We start from the raw sequence: 18,986 nt of genomic DNA, 5'->3' as shown, positions 1-18,986 counted from the left end.
TCGTAAAGCAGGGATTCATGTCCCTTTTTTCAATCTAGAAATCTCGTGGAGATTTCTTTGCTCGCATTCACTGCGCTCATCCCCCCTAGATTTTCTCGGATAAATCCTCCAAAATCGTAAAGCAGGGGGGATAGTTCGACTATGTAAAATTCACTGTGCTTTGCCAGTGACTTTTACAGTCTCACTACCAGCTTCGGCCCTTACCTTTTCCTTTTTTCTTATCTTTCCAGGACTTTACTTCATCGCCTAAATCTTCTTTGGCTTTTTTTACTTTATCTTTCGCTTTGTGTGCTGCCTTCTCTGCATTTCTTTTTGCTTTTTCTGCCTTCTTTTCAGCTTTACGCGCTTCTCTTTCTGTATCTTTTTTCTTTTTCATCGCCTTTTTTTCGGCGCGTTTTGCGGCACGTTTTGTTTTACGTTCTGCTTTAATCTTTTGTTTTTCTTCCTTAGACTTTCCGATAGTTGCAAACCAATCTCCGGTACGGTTAAATATCGACTCATCGCTTGCATGCTCATATGCTTTTTGATCAGCACCCTTATCTTCACCTCGCGCGGCAAACGCTGGAAGTGCGGTTACTAAAAATAATACTGCCACTAACCCCAATACAACTCTTTTCATACCTACCTCCTTTTTTATTTTATTTACCCAGCGTGCCCCAAACCCAATATTAATCGTATTAAAGCGGTAATAATTAGACCTAATAACATTAAGCCAAATCTCTTTTTTTCGCAACAGAACTCAAGGAGCGGTGTGTGACGCAAACCATGCAGTACGGCCATATATAAAAACACACCCGCAGCAAGTGAAAGGACTATTGCTTTAACTACAATAATTGTCTCTCCCCTAAGATATTCTTGCATATCTGCGCCAACAAGAATACCGATTGGTGTAGAAATCATAAACATGCTGTATATAAAAATTCCCTGCATGCGACTAAAAGAACTTTTAGCGATAATAAGCGCCAGACCAAATCCAGCTGAAGCCTTATGCGCGACGATGGCAACAAAAATAAATACCGCCGCAAAGGTTTGACTCACGCCGAGTGCTGTTCCCAACAAAAATGACGGTATAGCAATCATAACAGTCATAATAACGGGAACGATCTTATCAACATTGATTCCTTGGTAATCACCATGTTGCTCTTTTATATGTGTCACCGCATGTTCAATTGCCAGCAAACCCAGGAATGCACCTATCGCAATTATTGTAGCAAAAGGGAAATCGGCATGGGGGAAAGAAACCTTAAAAAGATGAAACCCTGCGGGTAGCATTATGGTAAGCGATAACGCCAAAAAAACACCTGCAGTAAATGATTCTCCGGCAGGCAATTCTTTCGCTTTGCGAGTGCTATCTTGTTTCAAAAGAGGATAGTACCCACCTAGTGCCCCTGCACCAAAAATAAATATAATCGAAAACCATTGAAATAACGTCATGAGAGAATTCCTTCATTCACATATCCACTGACAGAAATAATCTTTTTATGAAATGTATTCATACGTACCTATGAACATTATTTTTATTCATAAATCTTCTAAAATATCTTTTCTTTTAGACTGATACTCATCCTCTGAAATTAATCCATTTTCATATAAGCCTTGCAATGATTCTAATCTTTTCGCCACGCCTCTTTTTTCGCCTTTTTTAATTCCTGGAAGGCGGGTTTTTTTTCCAAGTTGCTTTATAGCTTTAACCTCTATTTCTTTGCCGCCAAGTATATGTGTATCTACTTCACCTGAGACCTGTAATTTATCGCCAACATTAAACTGTGCCATTGCTTTATCATCATCAAAATCCAATATTATCTTGCCCGTTCCATCACCGAGAAGACACTTTTCATCATCAGTATATCTCAATATTTTCCCCTGAATAGTAACCTGATCTCTATCACTACTTTTTTCATTTACGTATTTAATACTCTGTAATTGTCCTGCATATACGCTTGATGCTACAAAAATAATACTAAAAACAGCTAATATATATCGCGCAATTGTCCCCATAAAATACCTCCTCTCACCTTATGATTTTTTTTTCTTTACTTCGTTCTTTTTGCTTTCCTTTGCTAATTGTTTTATCTTTTCTTCTATCTGCTTCATTTCTTTGGTCATATCATGAATATCACTTAAGGATCCCTTTATTTTCTCTTCTTTACTCCACTGAGATTTCGGTGTATGTGCAACAATCTTCCCTAAATTATGGTAATGCTTCTCTCTTTTAAGGTATAGAGAGAATTTCTTTGTGTGCTGGGTACTCTTTTTAGAAAGCTCCTGTACTGCCTTATCACCCTTTTCAAGCATTTTCATTGAAGCGTCGAGCCCTATCTCCAGGTCTTTTTTCACAACTGGCCATGTTTTATGAGCTACTTCATTAATTTTTTCTTTGGTGACATTCTTTGAGACAGCCTCAATACTTTTTTTAGAAAAATCTCTCACCGTTTTATCGCTTTTTTCAATCATCTTCTTTGTCGCATCTATCCCTTTTTGCAGGTCCTTTTTTGCTTCCGGCCAAAACGTATCTATTAATTCATTAAATTTGCCCTTTTGCTCGGAAGATACTTTTTCTGCCGCCTTTTGTGTTACCTCTGTCTTTTTGACATTTACTTCACTTTTTTTCTTTGGTGCACATTTTGCTGGTGTCTTCTTTTTCTGAGCTTCTGTCATAGTCCCTCCCTTTATTAGTAAAAGCCACAGACAACACTCTGTGGTTATTTACAGTCGCCCTTAGGAAACGGGTAGCGTTTCCAAGGATTAAGTCCCCTAAGGGGAAACTATCCCCCTTTAGGGGATAATCACTTTTGATCTTGAAATCTTTCACGAATAACTTACCGTTAACATTATACTCCAATACCAGTATAATGCATCAAATAATAAAAGGGGACTGTCCCCTTTTATTATTGATTCCGAAAACAATCACACAAAAAAGTACGATCTTTACTATTCTTATTTAGACAATATATATACCTATTTGTTCCGTCCGGCATACCTAGCGGATCGGGTTGGATAAATCTTCCTAAAAGCGGATTGTAATAACGTGCCCGATAATAATAGAGGCCTGTTGACCTGTCATATTCTCTTGCTGTAAAACCGAAACGTTTAGGCTGCAAGGTCGAATACCCAAACGGCGTATATGTATACCTTTTAATTATTGCGGCGTCCTTATTGAACACTGCTGTTACTGATCCTAAAGCATCTTGAAAATAAGTATGCATCACACCCGTATTTTGCAACAACGTAACAAGCGGGATATCAAGACAGAATCCAGTAATATAAAACGCCTTTATTTCCCCTTCTTTGCCATATTCCACTGCCTTTTCTAAGCCGTTATAAGTATAACATACTCTCCCATCACCCTCAATCTTTGCGATTCTTCTACCTAATAAATCATATTCAAATTCAGCTTTTATTTTGTTGAATTTACTGACCTTTTCCAGTTTATTATCTGTCGTATACGTATATATAATTTCACCATCAGGTGACGTTTCCTTTATCAAATTACCACTATCATCATACTCATAAACCGTTTTATTGGGTTCGCCTGAAAAACCAATTCGCGAAGTAAGTGAGACAAGCTGGTTTGCTTCATTATAATCATATCCCATATGGGCCTTAACTGTTCCCGTATCAACATTGCCTGTCAGCACGCTCTTTATCCTGTTTCGATTTACATCATAAGCATACCTTTCTTTTTCACCGTCCGAATAACTCGCTTCAATAATCTGATCATTCTTATCATAGGCATAGATAACTGTCCCGGAAGCAGTTGTCATGCTTTTCTTGTTGCCCGCATTGTCATAGGTATATACATTCTCTAGAAGTTTCTTTTTCTCATGGTTGGAAGCCTTAATGGATATAATGTTCCCGTTTTTATCATATTGGTATGCCGTGGTTATACCGTTTGGAAATGATCTTGAGATTAAACGATTTAATAAATCGTAGGTAAAAGCACATGCATGAGCACCGGTTGTTATCTTCTGAATCCTATTCAATGCATCATATGCATAGGTCACATCATGAAGGGTTCCCACCTTCATTTGTTGTACGTTCCCTACCAGATCATACGCATATTCAAGTTTTGTTCTTGTTGTTACAACCGTCTTTTTCCGGTTCATTTCATCGTAAGATATTTTGATATCTTTTTTTTTCTTTCCATTACCTATACTAATCACATTATTGTTTTTATCATATACATAAACAACAGGGCTTTGGTTGTCATAGGAAATTTTTATTACTCTCCCCAAAGGATCATATGCATATTTTGTTTCATTATTGTTCCCGTCTCGTTTTGAAACAACATTGCCCATCATATCGTAAACAAATTGCGTCTTAACACCAAACTCGTTCAGCGTAAAAAGCTGCCTCCCAACCTTGTCGTAGACAAAAACATTTTCACGGCCTTTTGCATCTATTACTTTTGCGATATTGCCGGCTGGATCGTAGATATACCTGGTCCCGATATTCGCAGCACCAATCACTGCTGTAATTCTGTTATCTTTGTCATACAAATATCGTGTTTTATTGTCGTTACCGTCTGTTACGCTAACGAGATTGCCAACAGCATCATATGCATACTTTTTAGTGTTTGCCCCGGGAAATTGCACCTGTATTATTCTGGAAAGAACATCATAGGTATATAGTGTTTCACCGCCTAATGCATCAATTCTTTTTATCACATTACCATAAGAATTATACATGTAGCAGGTCTTTGCACCCAATGCATTTTCTACTTCTGAAACATTACGCCACCAGTCTTTGGTGTATGAATATTTGGTAATATTTCCTGAGACGTCTTCTATAGAAACTACATTATCAAACTGGTCATATGTCTTTTTTATAAGGGTCTTTTTTCCGGCTGGTACTATTTTCTGAATTTCGACAAGCTTTCCCTTTAGGTTATAATTATATATAGTCTTGTTCCCTTTCGGATCAATATATTCGGTAACATTACCTAGTGCATCATTTTTATACTGGGATACAACAGTATCTTTTTCCTTTAAGCTGCTACCAAAATATTTTACAATTTCTCTAATATTTCCTCTTTTGTTATAGGTGCACAATGTTACCGTACCCAAGGGATTGGTAATATTTGTCGGTAATCCATGCCGATTATTAAGCATTACTGTTTTAGCGCCCTGGGCATCAATTGTCTCTATCAGATTATCGCGAGAATCATAACGAAACTTTGTTTTATAGCTGTTTTTATTTATATGCCATTGGCACCGGTCGTTCTTCTTGCTGTATCCATACTGCATTCGATATTTTAACGGGTCTATTACTTCAATGATGTTGCCTTTTTCATCATACCGATATCGATACACGTTTCCATTTTCATCTTTGTGCCGTACCAAGTTACCTTTTTTATTGTATGCGTTTTCACTATATTTCTTTTTTGCATCTATTTCTCTTACGATCTTATTGTCATTATTGTAAAAAATGAGGCTTTTTTTCTGTTCCCCTTCGTAATATTCTATTTTCTTTTCCTCATCACTATACCTGAATGCATACACGCTCTGTGTATTCTGGTTGCCTTGCTCTATAACACGGTGTTTTTTATCGTACTTCATCTTCACTGTTACCCCATCCGAATACTTTTTTTCGATGAGGTTTTTTCTCTGATCATAGGAATACGTCACAGGATCACCCATTACACCACGAACCTTTGACAGCATTCTTCCCTCTGAGTCATAATGATAGATAACTTTTCTTCCGATTGAGTCGTTTACCTCGGAGATTTTACCTGCCCTATTGTAGGTAAATGCCACCCAGTCACCCCACCGGTCAGTAACTTTAACAGCTTTACCACTTACCATATTGTGGCTAACTGTATAGCAAATGCCATTTAAATCCGATATTGTCGCAAGCTGTCGGTTTTGCGGTGAGTCAAAAGCATAGGTTCTCTTATCAGGGGTGATAATGTATAAACTCCCATTATCTTTTACTACCAGATCGTTATATATACCCTTTGGCTTTATATACCTCTTTCCTTTACGTTTATAAAAATGGGTGCTCCCATCAGCCCATTTCACCTCTATCCCTCTTCTGAACTCTGTAACCTGTACGTCAAACCTATGACTCCATCCATACCCAAAAGCACTATCTCTCTCAGCGTTAACGCTGTTATAGTAACGAGCAAATAAAAGAACTGAATCAAAACGGGTTGACGGCAAATCAGTATCAACGCTATAAAAGTTTCCCTTTGGTAGTAAAACGGAAGTGCCCGCTACACCCTGAGCTATAGTTATCTCTCCGGCATTGTTACCTGATAAACGGTCTCGCACTATTTGTCTTTTTTGTGCATTCCACGTATGTTTATTCTTTTGAATGTTTACTGAGGTTTGTTCAATACATGGTCTTTGTTTATCCTTAGAGGTAAAATCATAGCTATAGATAGCGGTGGGATTAAAAAGTGTTAGAAAGATACTGCAGACAGCTAATTTTAGAACTGTTTTTTTTATTTCCATAATATGGTTGATCTCAGATTTGATCAGTAACTGTTAAGGAAAGTATTATATAACCGAAGATATTATTGGACAACAACTAATGACAAGCATTTTTTCGCTCTACCAGAGACTAATACTCTTATATTTTATATATGCAACATTGTGTTGAAAAGATTAGCCCTCTCTGTAGCTATTTAACCTTCAGCTTCAAACAGCTTTTGATTCGTTTATGAATTTCTTCTCGCTGTTTGACTCTTTCGGGAGAGCGGTGAATGGGCACTTGTTCATTCTGATACAATCTATTCCACTCATCTCCCATCTTCAACAATTCATCTTCAACAGCAGTCATTTTTCTGTGTGCCTTCCTTAATTTGCTTTTTAAGCTTTTAACCTTGCGCAGTTTTTTCCTATAGTCTTTTTTTGCTTGTTTAACTGAGACTAAAACTTTATTTTTATATACATCTTCAGCTTCTTTTATATCTGATTGCAACTTTTTTGTATCCCTTTGGCTCAATTCTATTTGCTGATCATTTTTACTTAAATTGGTTTGGGCTATCTGTAATGCTTTCTGTCTTCTCTTTTCTTCAGCGGCTCTTACTGTAGGGCTAATATTTACTTGTGTGCGACTCTTTTTTTCAAAACTATCTCGGGAACGTTTGGCAGAAATTACAGATGCTTTCACCCGTATTTTCTTATCTTTAGCACTTTTATACGTCATCACAAGTGCCCTGTCTCTCATATGTAATTCTTTTATTTTACCTTCCATTTGCTTTTTATTATCAATGGTTTTCTGAATGCGGTTTTTTGCTGCTGAAGCTTCCCTTACCGCCGCGACTACCTGACGTTCATGGTTTTCGACTTCACTGGACAGCACAGTAAATTCTCTGTGTTTTTTTTGTTTTGCCTTTTCCAATGGATTAACCTGCCCATAGACACTTGTTTGTGTTGAATCAATCGCGCACATAAAACATAAAGATACACACATAACACCCATTATTTTTCTCATAACACCCTCTCATTTTTGTCGATTTTACTGGATATATTTTACCCTATAAACGGAACGTACGCAATAAGTAATAGTATCTTCACAGAGTTTCTTTTTCATGTTTATTTAGACTTTTATGCAGACTATTTTGTTCGCTTATTTTTAAATTAATAGTGTTTTAGTAGCGGTCTGCTGACACGAAGGGATAGTTTCCCCTCCGAAGACTCAATTCTTAGGAAACGCTACCCGTTTCCTAAGGGCGACTATGGTATCAATTATTCATACCCCTTCTTTTCAATCTAGAAATCTCTACGAAATTTCTTTGCTCGCATCAATTGTGCTCATCCCCCCTAGATTTTCTCGGGCTTCGCCTCCAAAATCGTACAACAGGGGGGATAGTTTCCCCTCCGGGGACCAAATCCTTGGAAACTTTACATAGTTTCCTAAGGGCGGCTATGGAAAATTTACCAGTGACTTTTCCAGTCTCACTACCTTGACATAACCTGTTATATAGTTTATAATTATAATTACATACAACAGGAGTATTTATGAGAGAAAAGCTTCCAAATAACATATTTGGGTCGGTGGTGTGTTGTCTAAAGGTGACGTCCGTTATCTTTATTGCATTCATTTTGTTTTCAGAAACTCCTGGTTATTCAGAATTCTATGATATATATGCAAAAAAATCACTCGCTCCACCTTCTCTGTTTCAAGAAACGAAAGACAGCCCAGAACAAAAGACAGTTCCCGCACCACTTGGTAAGATCGCCCAAAGAATTCGTCAGGAAAAACCTTCCATATCATATCCTCTCAATAAGATACCAAAGGAAGACATAAAGCATATTATTGTGTTTGGTCTCATTGATAAAACACCTGAAAGCGCAAAATTAGGTGAAGATATAATAAACTTATGGTCTCTTGTATCCGGTCTTCACAAAAAATACCCTCAAGCTATTATATATGTGGGCTCGCATTTCCCCGAAATTTACCGCGCCCGGCAATTTAGAGGAAAAATACAGCCCATTCCCCGCTCCCCTGAAGATATTGAGAACTGGTCTTACTTTAAGAACGAATGGAAAGATTACTTTTTAAGCAATATAACAAGCCTCTCATCAAGCGAACATTTCCTGAATTTTATTAAGGATAAAAAGATAGATCTTGTGGTTGATACGACAAAAAAATCTCGGTTTTTACTGTTCGGCCACCCTGAACAACAGGAGAACTTCAGGATGCCGCATGTGCTTGTCGTAGAATCCGCTATTCGGTTCTCGTCTGCTCTGGGCCCAGATTTATGGAGAATACCAGAGGACACTCTTTACTGGGACCGGGAAGGAAAGTCATATACTGTTACCGGAAAGCAGGAAATTATTGAGACATTAACCCCATCAGGAAATTTCCCGCCAGGCGGCATATGGCTTTTTGCAATGGAGCTATACAAACGACTCGGACTGGACATCGATAAAAGTACTTTACCCAAAATCGAGCTCACCATTGAAGAATCGGTTGGTGCACTAGCAATGGTTAGAGAATTTATTCATTCCTCTGCCCCAGATCGATCCTTCGATCCTACACGTAAAATTATAGTAATAAACGTCTACGCAGTAACACAGCGGCATCTACTTTCAAGAGAAACATGGGCACATTTGATTGCAACACTGATCAAAAATACTGACAACGCCTATTTTCTTTTCACACACGGTGGAGAGATGGATAGAGACACCTTCTATGTCGATGATATTGTAAAACTCGTACAAAAGGAATTACCTGAAGCTAAGGACAATATCATTATGCCGCGAATGAATGTCTACCCGCATATTAATAATATATTAGGGATAACAAGCGGGCTTGTAACGCTCGATACCGGCATGAGTCATCTTGCGAGCGGGGTGTACAACATACCTACCGCTATATTCACAACACCGAATATCATGCATTGGCTCACTCCTCGAGACAATGTAAAGCCTATAATACTTGTTTCGGAGTACGATCTCCTTATGTCGTATGCCGGCTATGATACTGATGTAATCAAAAAACGCGCATTTGAATTAGCTGAAAAAGAGTTGATCTCATTTGCTCATCTTATCGAAACTATGCCGGAACGGGCAGAATCACAAGCGGCAAAAGCAGCGGTTGCCTCTCCTTACGAAAGACATCGTTTAGATTTTGAACTGTTTAATAAAAGTGTTGAGATGCATCAAACAGAAAAACATTTGAGAGACACTTTAGAACACTACATAGACATTCTTGATATGAAAAAATATCTCGCCGCAATGAACATATCTTTAGAGCAATTGATCCCTCCGGTGAGATTTGTCAATAGTGCCACACAGACTGGCGTTGATATTCCCCGATTTAGCGCTAAATTATTTACCACACATGAGGGTAAAACTTTTCTTTTCGTTGATTTAAGCACACTGTCTGTCGCACCAACAGAAGACGGCGACACGGTAGCAACAATAAACCCTGACGTAATCAACTTTGATATTGTGCATGAAATACTCGGGCATATGCTTGCACGGCTTATGTACACTGAACTTCAGCAGTCTCATGAATGGAGACCGGACATTGATGAGAATACAATCCTTGAATTGAGAGCAGAAGAAGAACTGCTAGCACGATTTACGCTCTATCTTTGCCTCTATAGACTCGAAAAACTCGGCGAGATCCGCCTCAAGGAAAACCTCAGAAAAAGGCTAACACGAATGAGGGCCATTAATGATATAGATAGTTTTGTCAATATCACAACACGATTTGTAGGGATACTGATAAAGAATGAATGTCTCAGCACATTTCGCTATACCGGCCTGCTGCATAATAAAGAACTCACAAATAAAATTAAAAGCAAATTGAAACGCACCTATTTACCTCATATTTTGGAACTCTTCGGGTTGACGCATATGTTTAAAGACTATGTTCCACCTACATTAGAGTTATTCCCCCAGAGACCTACATCGCCAGTATCAACGAGTGCGTAAGCACTTTTTTCTTGTAGCGCGCTATGCATAGTTATACAATGATGCCGGTTTATTAATAACTATAATAACAGTTTCGTGCCATGGGAAGACAATGCACATATTGATTTTTCTCATTTTGTTTCCGCTGGTAATCGCGTGCGCCATTCTCTTCGCCAAACACGATTCATTCCGCAACACCATAATCACCGCTTCAGTTTTTATTATTATATGCGGGACACTCTTTCTTCTGGGAACACATTACCATAAAGAGCTACTATTTTATCCGGCACAATACGCATTCATTCAACCTCTCATGATAGTTATTGAGATAGCACTCGCAGGATATGTCTTGTTTACGGGCATTAAGCATAAACGACCACTCACCTATATACTCATATCTATTCAAACATCGATCATGATCATTTTTGAACTTCTCAGCACAAAAAAAATAGTTACTACCAACAATCTTTTTGTCGATAGATTCTCAATCATTATGGCGCTCATTGTCGGCATTGTTGGCGGGCTTGTCGCATTATATTCTATTGGCTATATGAAAGAACTGCACAATAACCATAAAGAATTAAAAGATAACAGAAATTTTTTGTTTTTTGTCGTATTCGTGTTTCTCTCGGCAATGTTCGGCATAGTGTTTTCAAACAATATTAAATGGCTCTATTTCTTCTGGGAGATCACAACTCTGAGTTCCTTCTTCCTGATCGGATACAAACAAACGGATGAGGCAAGAAGAAATTCTTTCTGGGCTCTCGAACTAAATATCATAGGGGGCATAACATTTCTACTGGCAATCATATACCTCAGTAATACATCAGGAGTGATCGAACTGGACAAGATGATCGCTATGGGTAAAGTTACCATGCTTATACCCGTAACCCTTATCTGCGTATCCGGCCTCATTAAAGCGGCGCAACTGCCATTCTCATCCTGGCTTTTAGGCGCAATGGCAGGACCAGCTCCATCATCTGCCCTGTTACATTCAAGCACCATGGTTAAAGCAGGTGTGTACATAATGTTACGCTTCTGCCCTATTTTTCAGAATACTTATACAGGATTTATTATCGCCCTTATTGGCGGAATATCATTTTTAGTATGCTCACTGATTGCTATTGCGCAGAAATCTTCTAAAAGCGTTCTTGCATATTCAACTATTGCCAACCTTGGATTAATCGTTCTCTGCGCAGGTATCGGTACTGCAGAAGCAATGTGGGCTGCATTGCTCCTCATAATGTTTCATGCAGTATCAAAATGTCTTCTGTTTCTTTGCGTCGGTACCGTTGAAAACAAGATTCACAGTATTCAAATTGAAGATATGTCAGGACTTATACTTCGCCTGCCAAAAATATCGATCATGATGCAAATAGGTATGGCAGGAATGTTTCTTGCACCGTTTGGCATGCTTATCAGCAAATGGGCTGCACTAAAAGCGCTTGTTGATTATAACCCTTTATTTTGTGTCTTTGTTGTATTTGGCGGAGCCGCAACTATTTTCTTCTGGATAAAATGGATCGGCACTTTAATTACTGTTACCGAAACTAAAACAAATATTGAGCATGACACACCAAAAAGTGAAATGTATTCTCTTATGACACTTTCATTTCTCACTGTCGGTCTTTGTCTTTTCTTCCCCCTTATATGCAACATACTCATCGAACCCTATCTCATTGAAATGTACGGTTCACCGGTAACCCTCGGCTACGACAACATTCTTATCATGATAACCATGCTTGCAATGGTTCTGCTCTTCCCGCTCAGTTTTTATTATTACGGAAAGAAAGTAAGGGTTACAAAGCCTTATCTTGGCGGCGCGAACACAGAATCAGATAACCAGTTTTATGGCGCGGCCGGTTCAATAAAGAATATGAGCATGGAAAACTATTACATGCAAAATTACTTTGGTGCTCAAATATTATCTAAACCATCGGTCATTATTACATTGATTCTCACACTCTTAATGGTAGGACTTTCATTGCTATGACAAAACTCATTATTGTTCTCATATATATTATTGGCGCCCCGATTCTTGGGGGACTTCTCTCAGGTATTGATCGAAAAATTACTGCTCGCATGCAAGGGAGAGTAGGCCCCCCAATCATACAGCCGTTTTATGACTTTTTTAAACTTTTGCAAAAAGAAACACTTGTTGTGAGAAGATCACAAAATCTGTACATCCTTTTTTATCTTATAATGACAATCTTTACCGGTGTAATATTTTTCGCAGGAGAAAATCTTTTACTGGTTATTTTCGCACTTACCTTAGCTGAGATTTTTCTCGTTCTCGGCGCTTTTAAAGCAAGTTCTCCTTACAGCACTATAGGCGCACATCGTGAACTCATACAAATCATGTCTTCTGAGCCTACACTTATTTTTTGTGCAATTGGCATGTATCTAACAACAAAAAGCTTTCATGTTTCACACATAATTACTTCGCCCCAAGCACTATTTCTTTATTTACCAGGCCTCCTTATCGCGCTCATTCTCACTCTTGTCATTAAGCTCAGAAAATCACCGTTTGATCTTTCAACATCTCATCATGCACACCAGGAACTCGTAAAAGGTTTAACGACAGAATTTTCAGGTAAGGCACTGGCAATGATTGAAATTGCTCATTGGTACGACAGCATTATTATGTTTGGTATAGTGTATTTGTTTTTCGGGTGCTATCCTGTCTTTGGACTCATAGCAGCATCCTGCATCTTCTCATTAGTACTTTTAATTGATAATACAACCGCTCGAATTAAATGGCAGCTCATGCTCAAAAGCTGTTGGCTTATTAGTATGATATGTGGATTTATTAATGTAATGATTGTATATTATGTAATGAGGTAACCGTATTATGTCATCACTAAAAAAATCACCGTGGGTATTCCACTACGACGGCTCAAGCTGTAACGGATGCGATATTGAGGTTGTCGCTTGTTTAACCCCAGTTTATGATGTCGAACGGCTCGGGATCATTAATACGGGAAATCCCAAGCATGCAGATATTCTCCTTATTACCGGCGCGATAAACGAACAAAATAAAAGTGTTGTAAAAACTATTTATGAACAGATGCCTGAACCAAAAGTTGTCGTAGCAATTGGTGTCTGTGCAACATCAGGAGGTATTTTCTCCGAATGTTATAATGTTGGTGGCGGTGTACATACCGTGCTTCCGGTAGATATTAATGTTCCCGGATGTGCCGCACGGCCTGAAGCAATTATTGACGGCATTAGTCAGAGCCTCACCATATTGGCACAAAAGAATACGTTACGTAAGGAGCGCTCATGTTAGAAGAACAAAAACTTGCCACAATACAAAAAGATGATTTACTTAAAAGCGTAAAAGAATATCATGATAAAGGATATCGCCTTATACAAATATCATGCACAAAGCTTGATACATTTGAGCTGACATATTCTTTTGATAAAGACTACGAATTTACCAGCATCCGATTGCAGATTCCTTTATCAAATCCCCAATTACCAAGCATAAGCAACATATACTGGTCTGCGTTTCTGTATGAAAATGAAATCCATGATCTTTTCGGAATAAAAGTTAAGGACTTAGCACTCGACTACAAAGGGAATTTTTACCGCATGTCACTAAAAACACCTTTTAATATTACTAAAAAGGAATAATGTTCATGGGAAAACGCACAATAATGCCCTTTGGGCCACAACACCCTGTTCTTCCGGAACCCATACATCTCGATCTTGTTTTAGAGGATGAAACAGTTATTGAAGCTATTCCTTCGGTGGGCTTTATTCACCGTGGACTTGAAAAGCTTGTAGAAAAAAAAGATTTTCATGACTTTGTGTATGTTGCGGAAAGAATATGCGGCATATGCAGTTTTATTCACGGCATGACTTATTGCATCGCTATCGAAGAAATCATGACCGTCGATGTCCCTCCCCGGGCACATTACCTACGCAGTGTATGGTCAGAACTCTCACGAATACACAGCCACCTTATGTGGTTAGGATTTCTCGCGGACGCATTTGGATTTGAGAATCTCTTTATGAACGCGTGGAGAATCCGAGAGAAAATACTTGATATCATTGAAGAGACAACCGGCGGTCGTGTAATATTCGGTTCGTGTAAAATTGGCGGCGTGAGAAAAGATATCGATACTGATACATTACAGGCTATTGTTCTAAAACTGGAAGACTACGCAAAAGATATTACTGATATCACCAATGTATTCTTAAATGACAGCACGGTAAAACACCGTCTTTTGGGTACCGGTATCGTAACAAAAGAGCAAGCGTATGATCTTGGGTCAGTCGGGCCAACGCTTCGCGCAAGCGGTGTTCCACAAGACATGCGTGTTCTAGGATACGCGGCATTTAACGCAATTGATTTTGAGCCGCTCATTGAAACGACCGGAGACAGTTATGCCAGGTGCAAAGTAAGAATTAGAGAAATATTTCAATCGATCGAGATAATCAAACAGCTTGCAGAAAAGATTCCATCAGGAGCTATAGAAACAAAAGTAACCGGTACGCCTAACGGTGAATTCTTTGCCCGAACAGAACAACCGCGCGGTGAAGTCATCTATTACGCAAAAGCTAATGGAAGTAATTTTTTAGAACGGTTAAGAATCAGAACACCGACATTTGCGAATATTCCCGCAGTTGTGAAGATGCTTGCAGGATGCCAGCTTGCCGATGTTCCATTACTTATACTAACTATTGATCCCTGTATTAGTTGTATGGAGAGATAACTATGCCACTTTTTAGCATGACAAAAACAACTTTGAAAAGTTTATTCAAAAAACCCGTAACAAGAAAATATCCTTTTGGCCCGCTTCGCACGCAATATAAAAATACGCGCGGAACACTCTGTATTGATGTTTCGCAATGTATTTTTTGTGGAATATGCGAAAAAAAATGCCCTACGCAGGCAATTTCGGTAATAAAAGAAGAAAAAATGTGGAAAATTAACAGGCTTCGTTGTATTATTTGTGGAAGTTGTGTTGAGCATTGTCCGAAAAAATGTCTTCACCTGGACAATACATACACTAAACCTGGAACAGGTAAGATGGAGGATACATACCACCATGCATGAATATCATATCGTTTCTGAGTTCATCAACCAAATCCTTGATACGGCACGAAATAATGATGCATCTAAAGTAACTGAAGTGGCTGTTGTTTTAGGGCAACATTCGGGTGTAGAAGAAAGTTCATTAAGGCTTCACTTTGAAACACTCGCGCAAGGAACATCCATTGAAGACGCACAACTTCTGGTTAGTTTTGTAAAAACACAACTGCATTGCACCAAATGCAATAAAAATTTCGAATGCAATAACAATACTTTCAATTGCCCAAAATGCGGAGAGCTCGGCTCACCTACTCAGATAGGTAAAGAACTCTACATAAAGAATATCGAGCTAGAAACACAATATACAACAGAAGTATTGACCTGCTAATTTTTCTGCAAGTTATGAGTGCTCGAGTAGAATTCTATTTCTTATCTTTTTTATAGATAATCACCGGTGGTTTTGTGGCTCTAGGCATCCTCATCCATGACTTGGTCATCTCTGACTTCATTGCTTAATTCCTGTAATGCAGGATCATTTACTGTTTTTTCACCACTCGTACCGCAACCACATTTACATCCGGCACAGCTTATACACGCTAACAAGGCTACCAAAAGTATTGCTCTTTTCATTGCAGTGCTCCTTACCTTATATATACTATAATTTTATGTTCTTTATACAGAATAAAGAATCAATATACCAACAAGTATCGGCAAACAGGCAACAAGTCTTAAAAATGGCTCTGACCTTTCCTGGTACCAATCAAGTACGTTCCTGCACCTTTCAAGCCCCATAGCAAAAATACTAATACCACCTATAAGAAGCAAAATACCGATAACAATTATCACGCCTTCCCATTTACAATTTGAAGCGGAAAGCAACAATATAGTCCCTACAAAAATTCTTATTACACCAATTGTGTAAAGCTTATTACCTTCTTTCATATTAAGCACAAACTTCTTCAACATCTTAGGACTTATAACAAATGTAATACCAAAACAAATAATAACAATGCTTATTATTTTAATTAATAAGAGCATCGCAACCCCCTTTCGTTTTGTGGGATATACTTCATTTCAATAACACGTACATTATACACCTTATCACACAAACCTGAAATAAGAATTTTACTCCCTATACAAATAATTACACTCAATACATACTATTTATATGTGCTATACTTACCGACTTACATAATAAATATTGCTCAACCTACAATAAACACGCTATGAAACCTAATTATTTCAAAGGTATAAGCAAAAATGTCTTACTCCTCGGTGTCATTAGTTTCTTTAATGACTTTAGTAGCGAGATGATAACCCCTATCTTGCCAATGTTCATAACAGCGTTAGGCGGGACAGGGATCATAATTGGTATCATTGGCGGGATACGCGACAATATTGCCAGCATCTTAAAGGTGTTTTGCGGGTACTGGTCCGATAAAACCGGTAAGAGAAAAATATTTGTTCTATCAGGATATCTTTCATCCTCAATATTCAAAATACTACTCGCATTTTCAAAAACCTGGCAGCACGTATTAAATTAGTGCCTGCAGCACATTCGTGATTGATTTATACTGATATTATTATTAGAATGTAAAAACAAAAAGGAGGAACCATGAATAAATATTTTGTTGCAGCACTTTTGGTAGCCATGATGGCAACCGTTTCATTGAACGGATGCGGAACAAAAAAAGCATCTTCAGGAGCTGAAGCAATCGAAATATCCGAGACAATGGAGACAACAAATAAAAAAGTCGATTTTCTTATTGTACAAGCAAAAGAGTTTTATAAATCTAATGATTATAATGACGCGACAACCGTCTTGAACCATGTATTAACGAAATTGGACACCGAATCGGAAAAAGCTAAAGATCTCTTAGCAAAAATGAAAAAAGATACTGAAGATTCGATAAAAGAAACAGCCAATGATCTTAAAAATAAGTATGACAACTGGAAAAAATAAATACCTACGGCGGTATCTCTATAAAGACAAAGAAAGCGCCCCAAATAATTTGGAGCGCTTTCTTTTTAATCTCTAAACAACACCAACCATCATTTCTTTATAAAACGTTTTCTTCCCGCTATAAAGAACCCCAATATACCCATACCAAAAAGTGCATACGTCGACGGTTCAGGCACGCTGTTCATTGCAAAACCGATAAGGTTGGGGTTTGTCATTTGTAAAGTGTCCGCCACATCTCCTACAGCATACTGTAAATTACCATCATATGTCCCCGCAGCTAGACTTCCTGTTAACCCAACGGATGATCCGTTACCGATCTCTCCTGTTGTCTTTGCGATATACCGGCCCTGAGACTGATCCGTATACGTACTAAAACCAACAGCGGTTGTCGCATCAATATCCGAACTGGTAACAATCTCAAGATTATACTGCGCGCCAACAAACACTTTTCCAGCTTCATCTAGCGTAAGGCTTGGCGACAATCCAGCTACATTTGTTAAAGTGGTGCTATTTGTCGTATCCGATGCAACTGTGGCTTGAAACGATTCAAAATGTTCGCCGGTTGCACCGCTATCCGAAAGAGTCACAGCAGCTAATGTAGCATTTTGTGTGATGATAGATTTTCCTGCATCGTCTGTCGATGTCCGTACGCGAACATTAAAAGTCCCCGTACTTGATAGTTGATCGGATACAGCCATGAGTGTTACAGAACCGGTATCACTGGTGCCGCTTAAATATCTCTGTGTAGAACTACCGATAGTGCTATATGTACCCGAATTAGGTGAGGTTTCAACCTGCAGGTCCCATGTACCTGTTCTTGCACCGCTACCTGTATCACCCGTTTCCGTCTCTATAGTACAAAAAACCGCAATTTTACCCGCACTGGCAAGCGCCACGCTTGTGGCTAAACCAGTTACCGCTGTGAGTGATTCCGAAGTATTATCATATGCGGCTGCATTATTTTTCATTCCACTATTAAGCACCACGCTCGAATCAGACGATGTAAGCGGTATAACGACGAGATTTCCGCTTCTCGTTGTAACACTTTTTGATGCGGTACTCTGATGCTGAAGCGAAATTGTATCGGTATTGGACACACCCGAAAAAACACTTACGGCTGAAACGAGTCCCAGATCATTTGCCCCGCTTAAAAAACGGCTTACTCCGGTTGAATTAGTTGTGCCATCAGTTAAACGCCACGAACCCACCCGCGATCCTCCGAGACCACCACTCTGAGAGGAAAATGTTGCTATCGCTAACACGCTGTGCAATCCCCCAGGCAAATTTGCCGTAGTAGAAAAACCTGTTACATCTACATACGTCGAGCTTGCCGTTGTCGCCCCAGTGTTATCTAAAGTATCGTTACTTGCATCAAGCGTTGCCGCGTTTACATACCCACATTGCAATACAAACACAAAAAATAGTATCCCAATTATACTGGAATTAAGTGAAAATATTTTTCTTGTTTTATTATACTGCATAACACACTCCTTTCAGATGTTCCTAGAAGATTTACAAGTATTAACACAACTCATACTTTCATGGCATTATGACAACATATCTTTATAATGTCCATGTGTATCAAGCACTTAAAAAATATACTTTACGC

19 protein-coding genes are annotated in these 18,986 nt (G+C 38.6%); 10 read left to right on the top strand and 9 right to left on the bottom strand.

The features are described 5' to 3' along the window. Window positions 1–184: 184 nt before the first annotated feature. From P9M13_00605 to P9M13_00580, 6 genes are all read right to left on the bottom strand, one after another. Window positions 185–619 (bottom strand): hypothetical protein, encoded by a 435-nt coding sequence (locus tag P9M13_00605; protein MDP8261786.1) that lies wholly within the window; start codon window positions 617–619, stop codon window positions 185–187. A gap of 23 nt (window positions 620–642) precedes the next feature. Next, entirely contained in the window at window positions 643–1,434 is a 792-nt protein-coding gene (locus P9M13_00600; GenBank protein ID MDP8261785.1) for a ZIP family metal transporter, read from the bottom strand. Between the two features lie 87 nt (window positions 1,435–1,521). Continuing rightward, window positions 1,522–1,998, bottom strand: a complete 477-nt coding sequence (locus P9M13_00595; GenBank protein MDP8261784.1) for a NirD/YgiW/YdeI family stress tolerance protein — start codon at window positions 1,996–1,998, stop codon at window positions 1,522–1,524. Between the two features lie 18 nt (window positions 1,999–2,016). After that, the gene (locus P9M13_00590) at window positions 2,017–2,658 is read right to left on the bottom strand and encodes a hypothetical protein (GenBank protein MDP8261783.1); all 642 of its coding nucleotides are present in this window, start codon (window positions 2,656–2,658) and stop codon (window positions 2,017–2,019) included. A 230-nt stretch (window positions 2,659–2,888) separates the two neighbouring features. Beyond that, window positions 2,889–6,455, bottom strand: coding sequence for an RHS repeat-associated core domain-containing protein (locus P9M13_00585; GenBank protein ID MDP8261782.1), 3,567 nt, complete (start codon window positions 6,453–6,455; stop codon window positions 2,889–2,891). Between the two features lie 169 nt (window positions 6,456–6,624). Next, window positions 6,625–7,440 carry a hypothetical protein gene (locus tag P9M13_00580; GenBank protein ID MDP8261781.1) on the bottom strand — a complete coding sequence of 272 codons (816 nt, stop codon included), beginning with the start codon at window positions 7,438–7,440 and terminating at the stop codon, window positions 6,625–6,627. Window positions 7,441–7,967: 527 nt separating this feature from the next. Between P9M13_00580 and P9M13_00575 the strand changes: the two genes are divergently transcribed. From P9M13_00575 to hypA, 8 genes are all read left to right on the top strand, one after another. Beyond that, complete coding sequence (locus tag P9M13_00575) at window positions 7,968–10,394, top strand: hypothetical protein (GenBank protein MDP8261780.1); 2,427 nt, start codon at window positions 7,968–7,970, stop codon at window positions 10,392–10,394. A gap of 91 nt (window positions 10,395–10,485) precedes the next feature. Then, window positions 10,486–12,366, top strand: a complete 1,881-nt coding sequence (locus tag P9M13_00570) for a proton-conducting transporter membrane subunit (protein ID MDP8261779.1) — start codon at window positions 10,486–10,488, stop codon at window positions 12,364–12,366. Beyond that, on the top strand, window positions 12,363–13,217 hold the full coding sequence (locus tag P9M13_00565; GenBank protein ID MDP8261778.1) for an NADH-quinone oxidoreductase subunit H: 855 nt from the start codon (window positions 12,363–12,365) through the stop codon (window positions 13,215–13,217). Before P9M13_00570 ends, P9M13_00565 begins: the two co-directional genes overlap by 4 nt. Window positions 13,218–13,224: 7 nt before the next feature. Continuing rightward, on the top strand, window positions 13,225–13,662 hold the full coding sequence (locus tag P9M13_00560) for an NADH-quinone oxidoreductase subunit B family protein (GenBank protein ID MDP8261777.1): 438 nt from the start codon (window positions 13,225–13,227) through the stop codon (window positions 13,660–13,662). Then, the gene (locus P9M13_00555) at window positions 13,656–14,009 is read left to right on the top strand and encodes an NADH-quinone oxidoreductase subunit C (GenBank protein MDP8261776.1); all 354 of its coding nucleotides are present in this window, start codon (window positions 13,656–13,658) and stop codon (window positions 14,007–14,009) included. The genes P9M13_00560 and P9M13_00555 overlap by 7 nt, the downstream gene beginning before the upstream one ends. Window positions 14,010–14,014: 5 nt before the next feature. Next, entirely contained in the window at window positions 14,015–15,094 is a 1,080-nt protein-coding gene (locus P9M13_00550; GenBank protein MDP8261775.1) for a nickel-dependent hydrogenase large subunit, read from the top strand. 2 nt (window positions 15,095–15,096) lie between these two features. Beyond that, complete coding sequence (locus tag P9M13_00545) at window positions 15,097–15,438, top strand: 4Fe-4S binding protein (protein MDP8261774.1); 342 nt, start codon at window positions 15,097–15,099, stop codon at window positions 15,436–15,438. Further along, on the top strand, window positions 15,431–15,802 hold the full coding sequence (hypA, locus tag P9M13_00540; protein MDP8261773.1) for a hydrogenase maturation nickel metallochaperone HypA: 372 nt from the start codon (window positions 15,431–15,433) through the stop codon (window positions 15,800–15,802). The genes P9M13_00545 and hypA overlap by 8 nt, the downstream gene beginning before the upstream one ends. 80 nt (window positions 15,803–15,882) lie before the next feature. Here hypA and P9M13_00535 read toward each other — a convergent pair whose 3' ends face one another. Both P9M13_00535 and P9M13_00530 read right to left on the bottom strand, forming a co-directional pair. Further along, window positions 15,883–16,044, bottom strand: a complete 162-nt coding sequence (locus tag P9M13_00535; GenBank protein ID MDP8261772.1) for a hypothetical protein — start codon at window positions 16,042–16,044, stop codon at window positions 15,883–15,885. A gap of 42 nt (window positions 16,045–16,086) precedes the next feature. After that, a complete protein-coding gene (locus P9M13_00530; protein MDP8261771.1) occupies window positions 16,087–16,452 on the bottom strand; it encodes a hypothetical protein in 366 nt (121 codons plus the stop codon). 188 nt (window positions 16,453–16,640) lie between these two features. On the opposite strand from P9M13_00530, the gene P9M13_00525 reads away from it, so the two are divergent. Together P9M13_00525 and P9M13_00520 are read left to right on the top strand one after the other, a co-directional pair. After that, on the top strand, window positions 16,641–16,958 hold the full coding sequence (locus P9M13_00525) for a hypothetical protein (GenBank protein MDP8261770.1): 318 nt from the start codon (window positions 16,641–16,643) through the stop codon (window positions 16,956–16,958). Window positions 16,959–17,029: 71 nt separating this feature from the next. Further along, on the top strand, window positions 17,030–17,377 hold the full coding sequence (locus P9M13_00520) for a hypothetical protein (GenBank protein ID MDP8261769.1): 348 nt from the start codon (window positions 17,030–17,032) through the stop codon (window positions 17,375–17,377). An 89-nt stretch (window positions 17,378–17,466) separates the two neighbouring features. On the opposite strand, the gene P9M13_00515 is transcribed toward P9M13_00520, so the two are convergent. Beyond that, complete coding sequence (locus tag P9M13_00515; GenBank protein ID MDP8261768.1) at window positions 17,467–18,858, bottom strand: PEP-CTERM sorting domain-containing protein; 1,392 nt, start codon at window positions 18,856–18,858, stop codon at window positions 17,467–17,469. Window positions 18,859–18,986 lie beyond the last annotated feature (128 nt).

The sequence above is a fragment of the Candidatus Ancaeobacter aquaticus genome, assembly GCA_030765405.1.
Taxonomy (GTDB): domain Bacteria; phylum Auribacterota; class Ancaeobacteria; order Ancaeobacterales; family Ancaeobacteraceae; genus Ancaeobacter; species Ancaeobacter aquaticus.
Note: the sequence above shows the minus strand (reverse complement) of the source record. Positions and strands in the feature narration are given on the sequence as shown.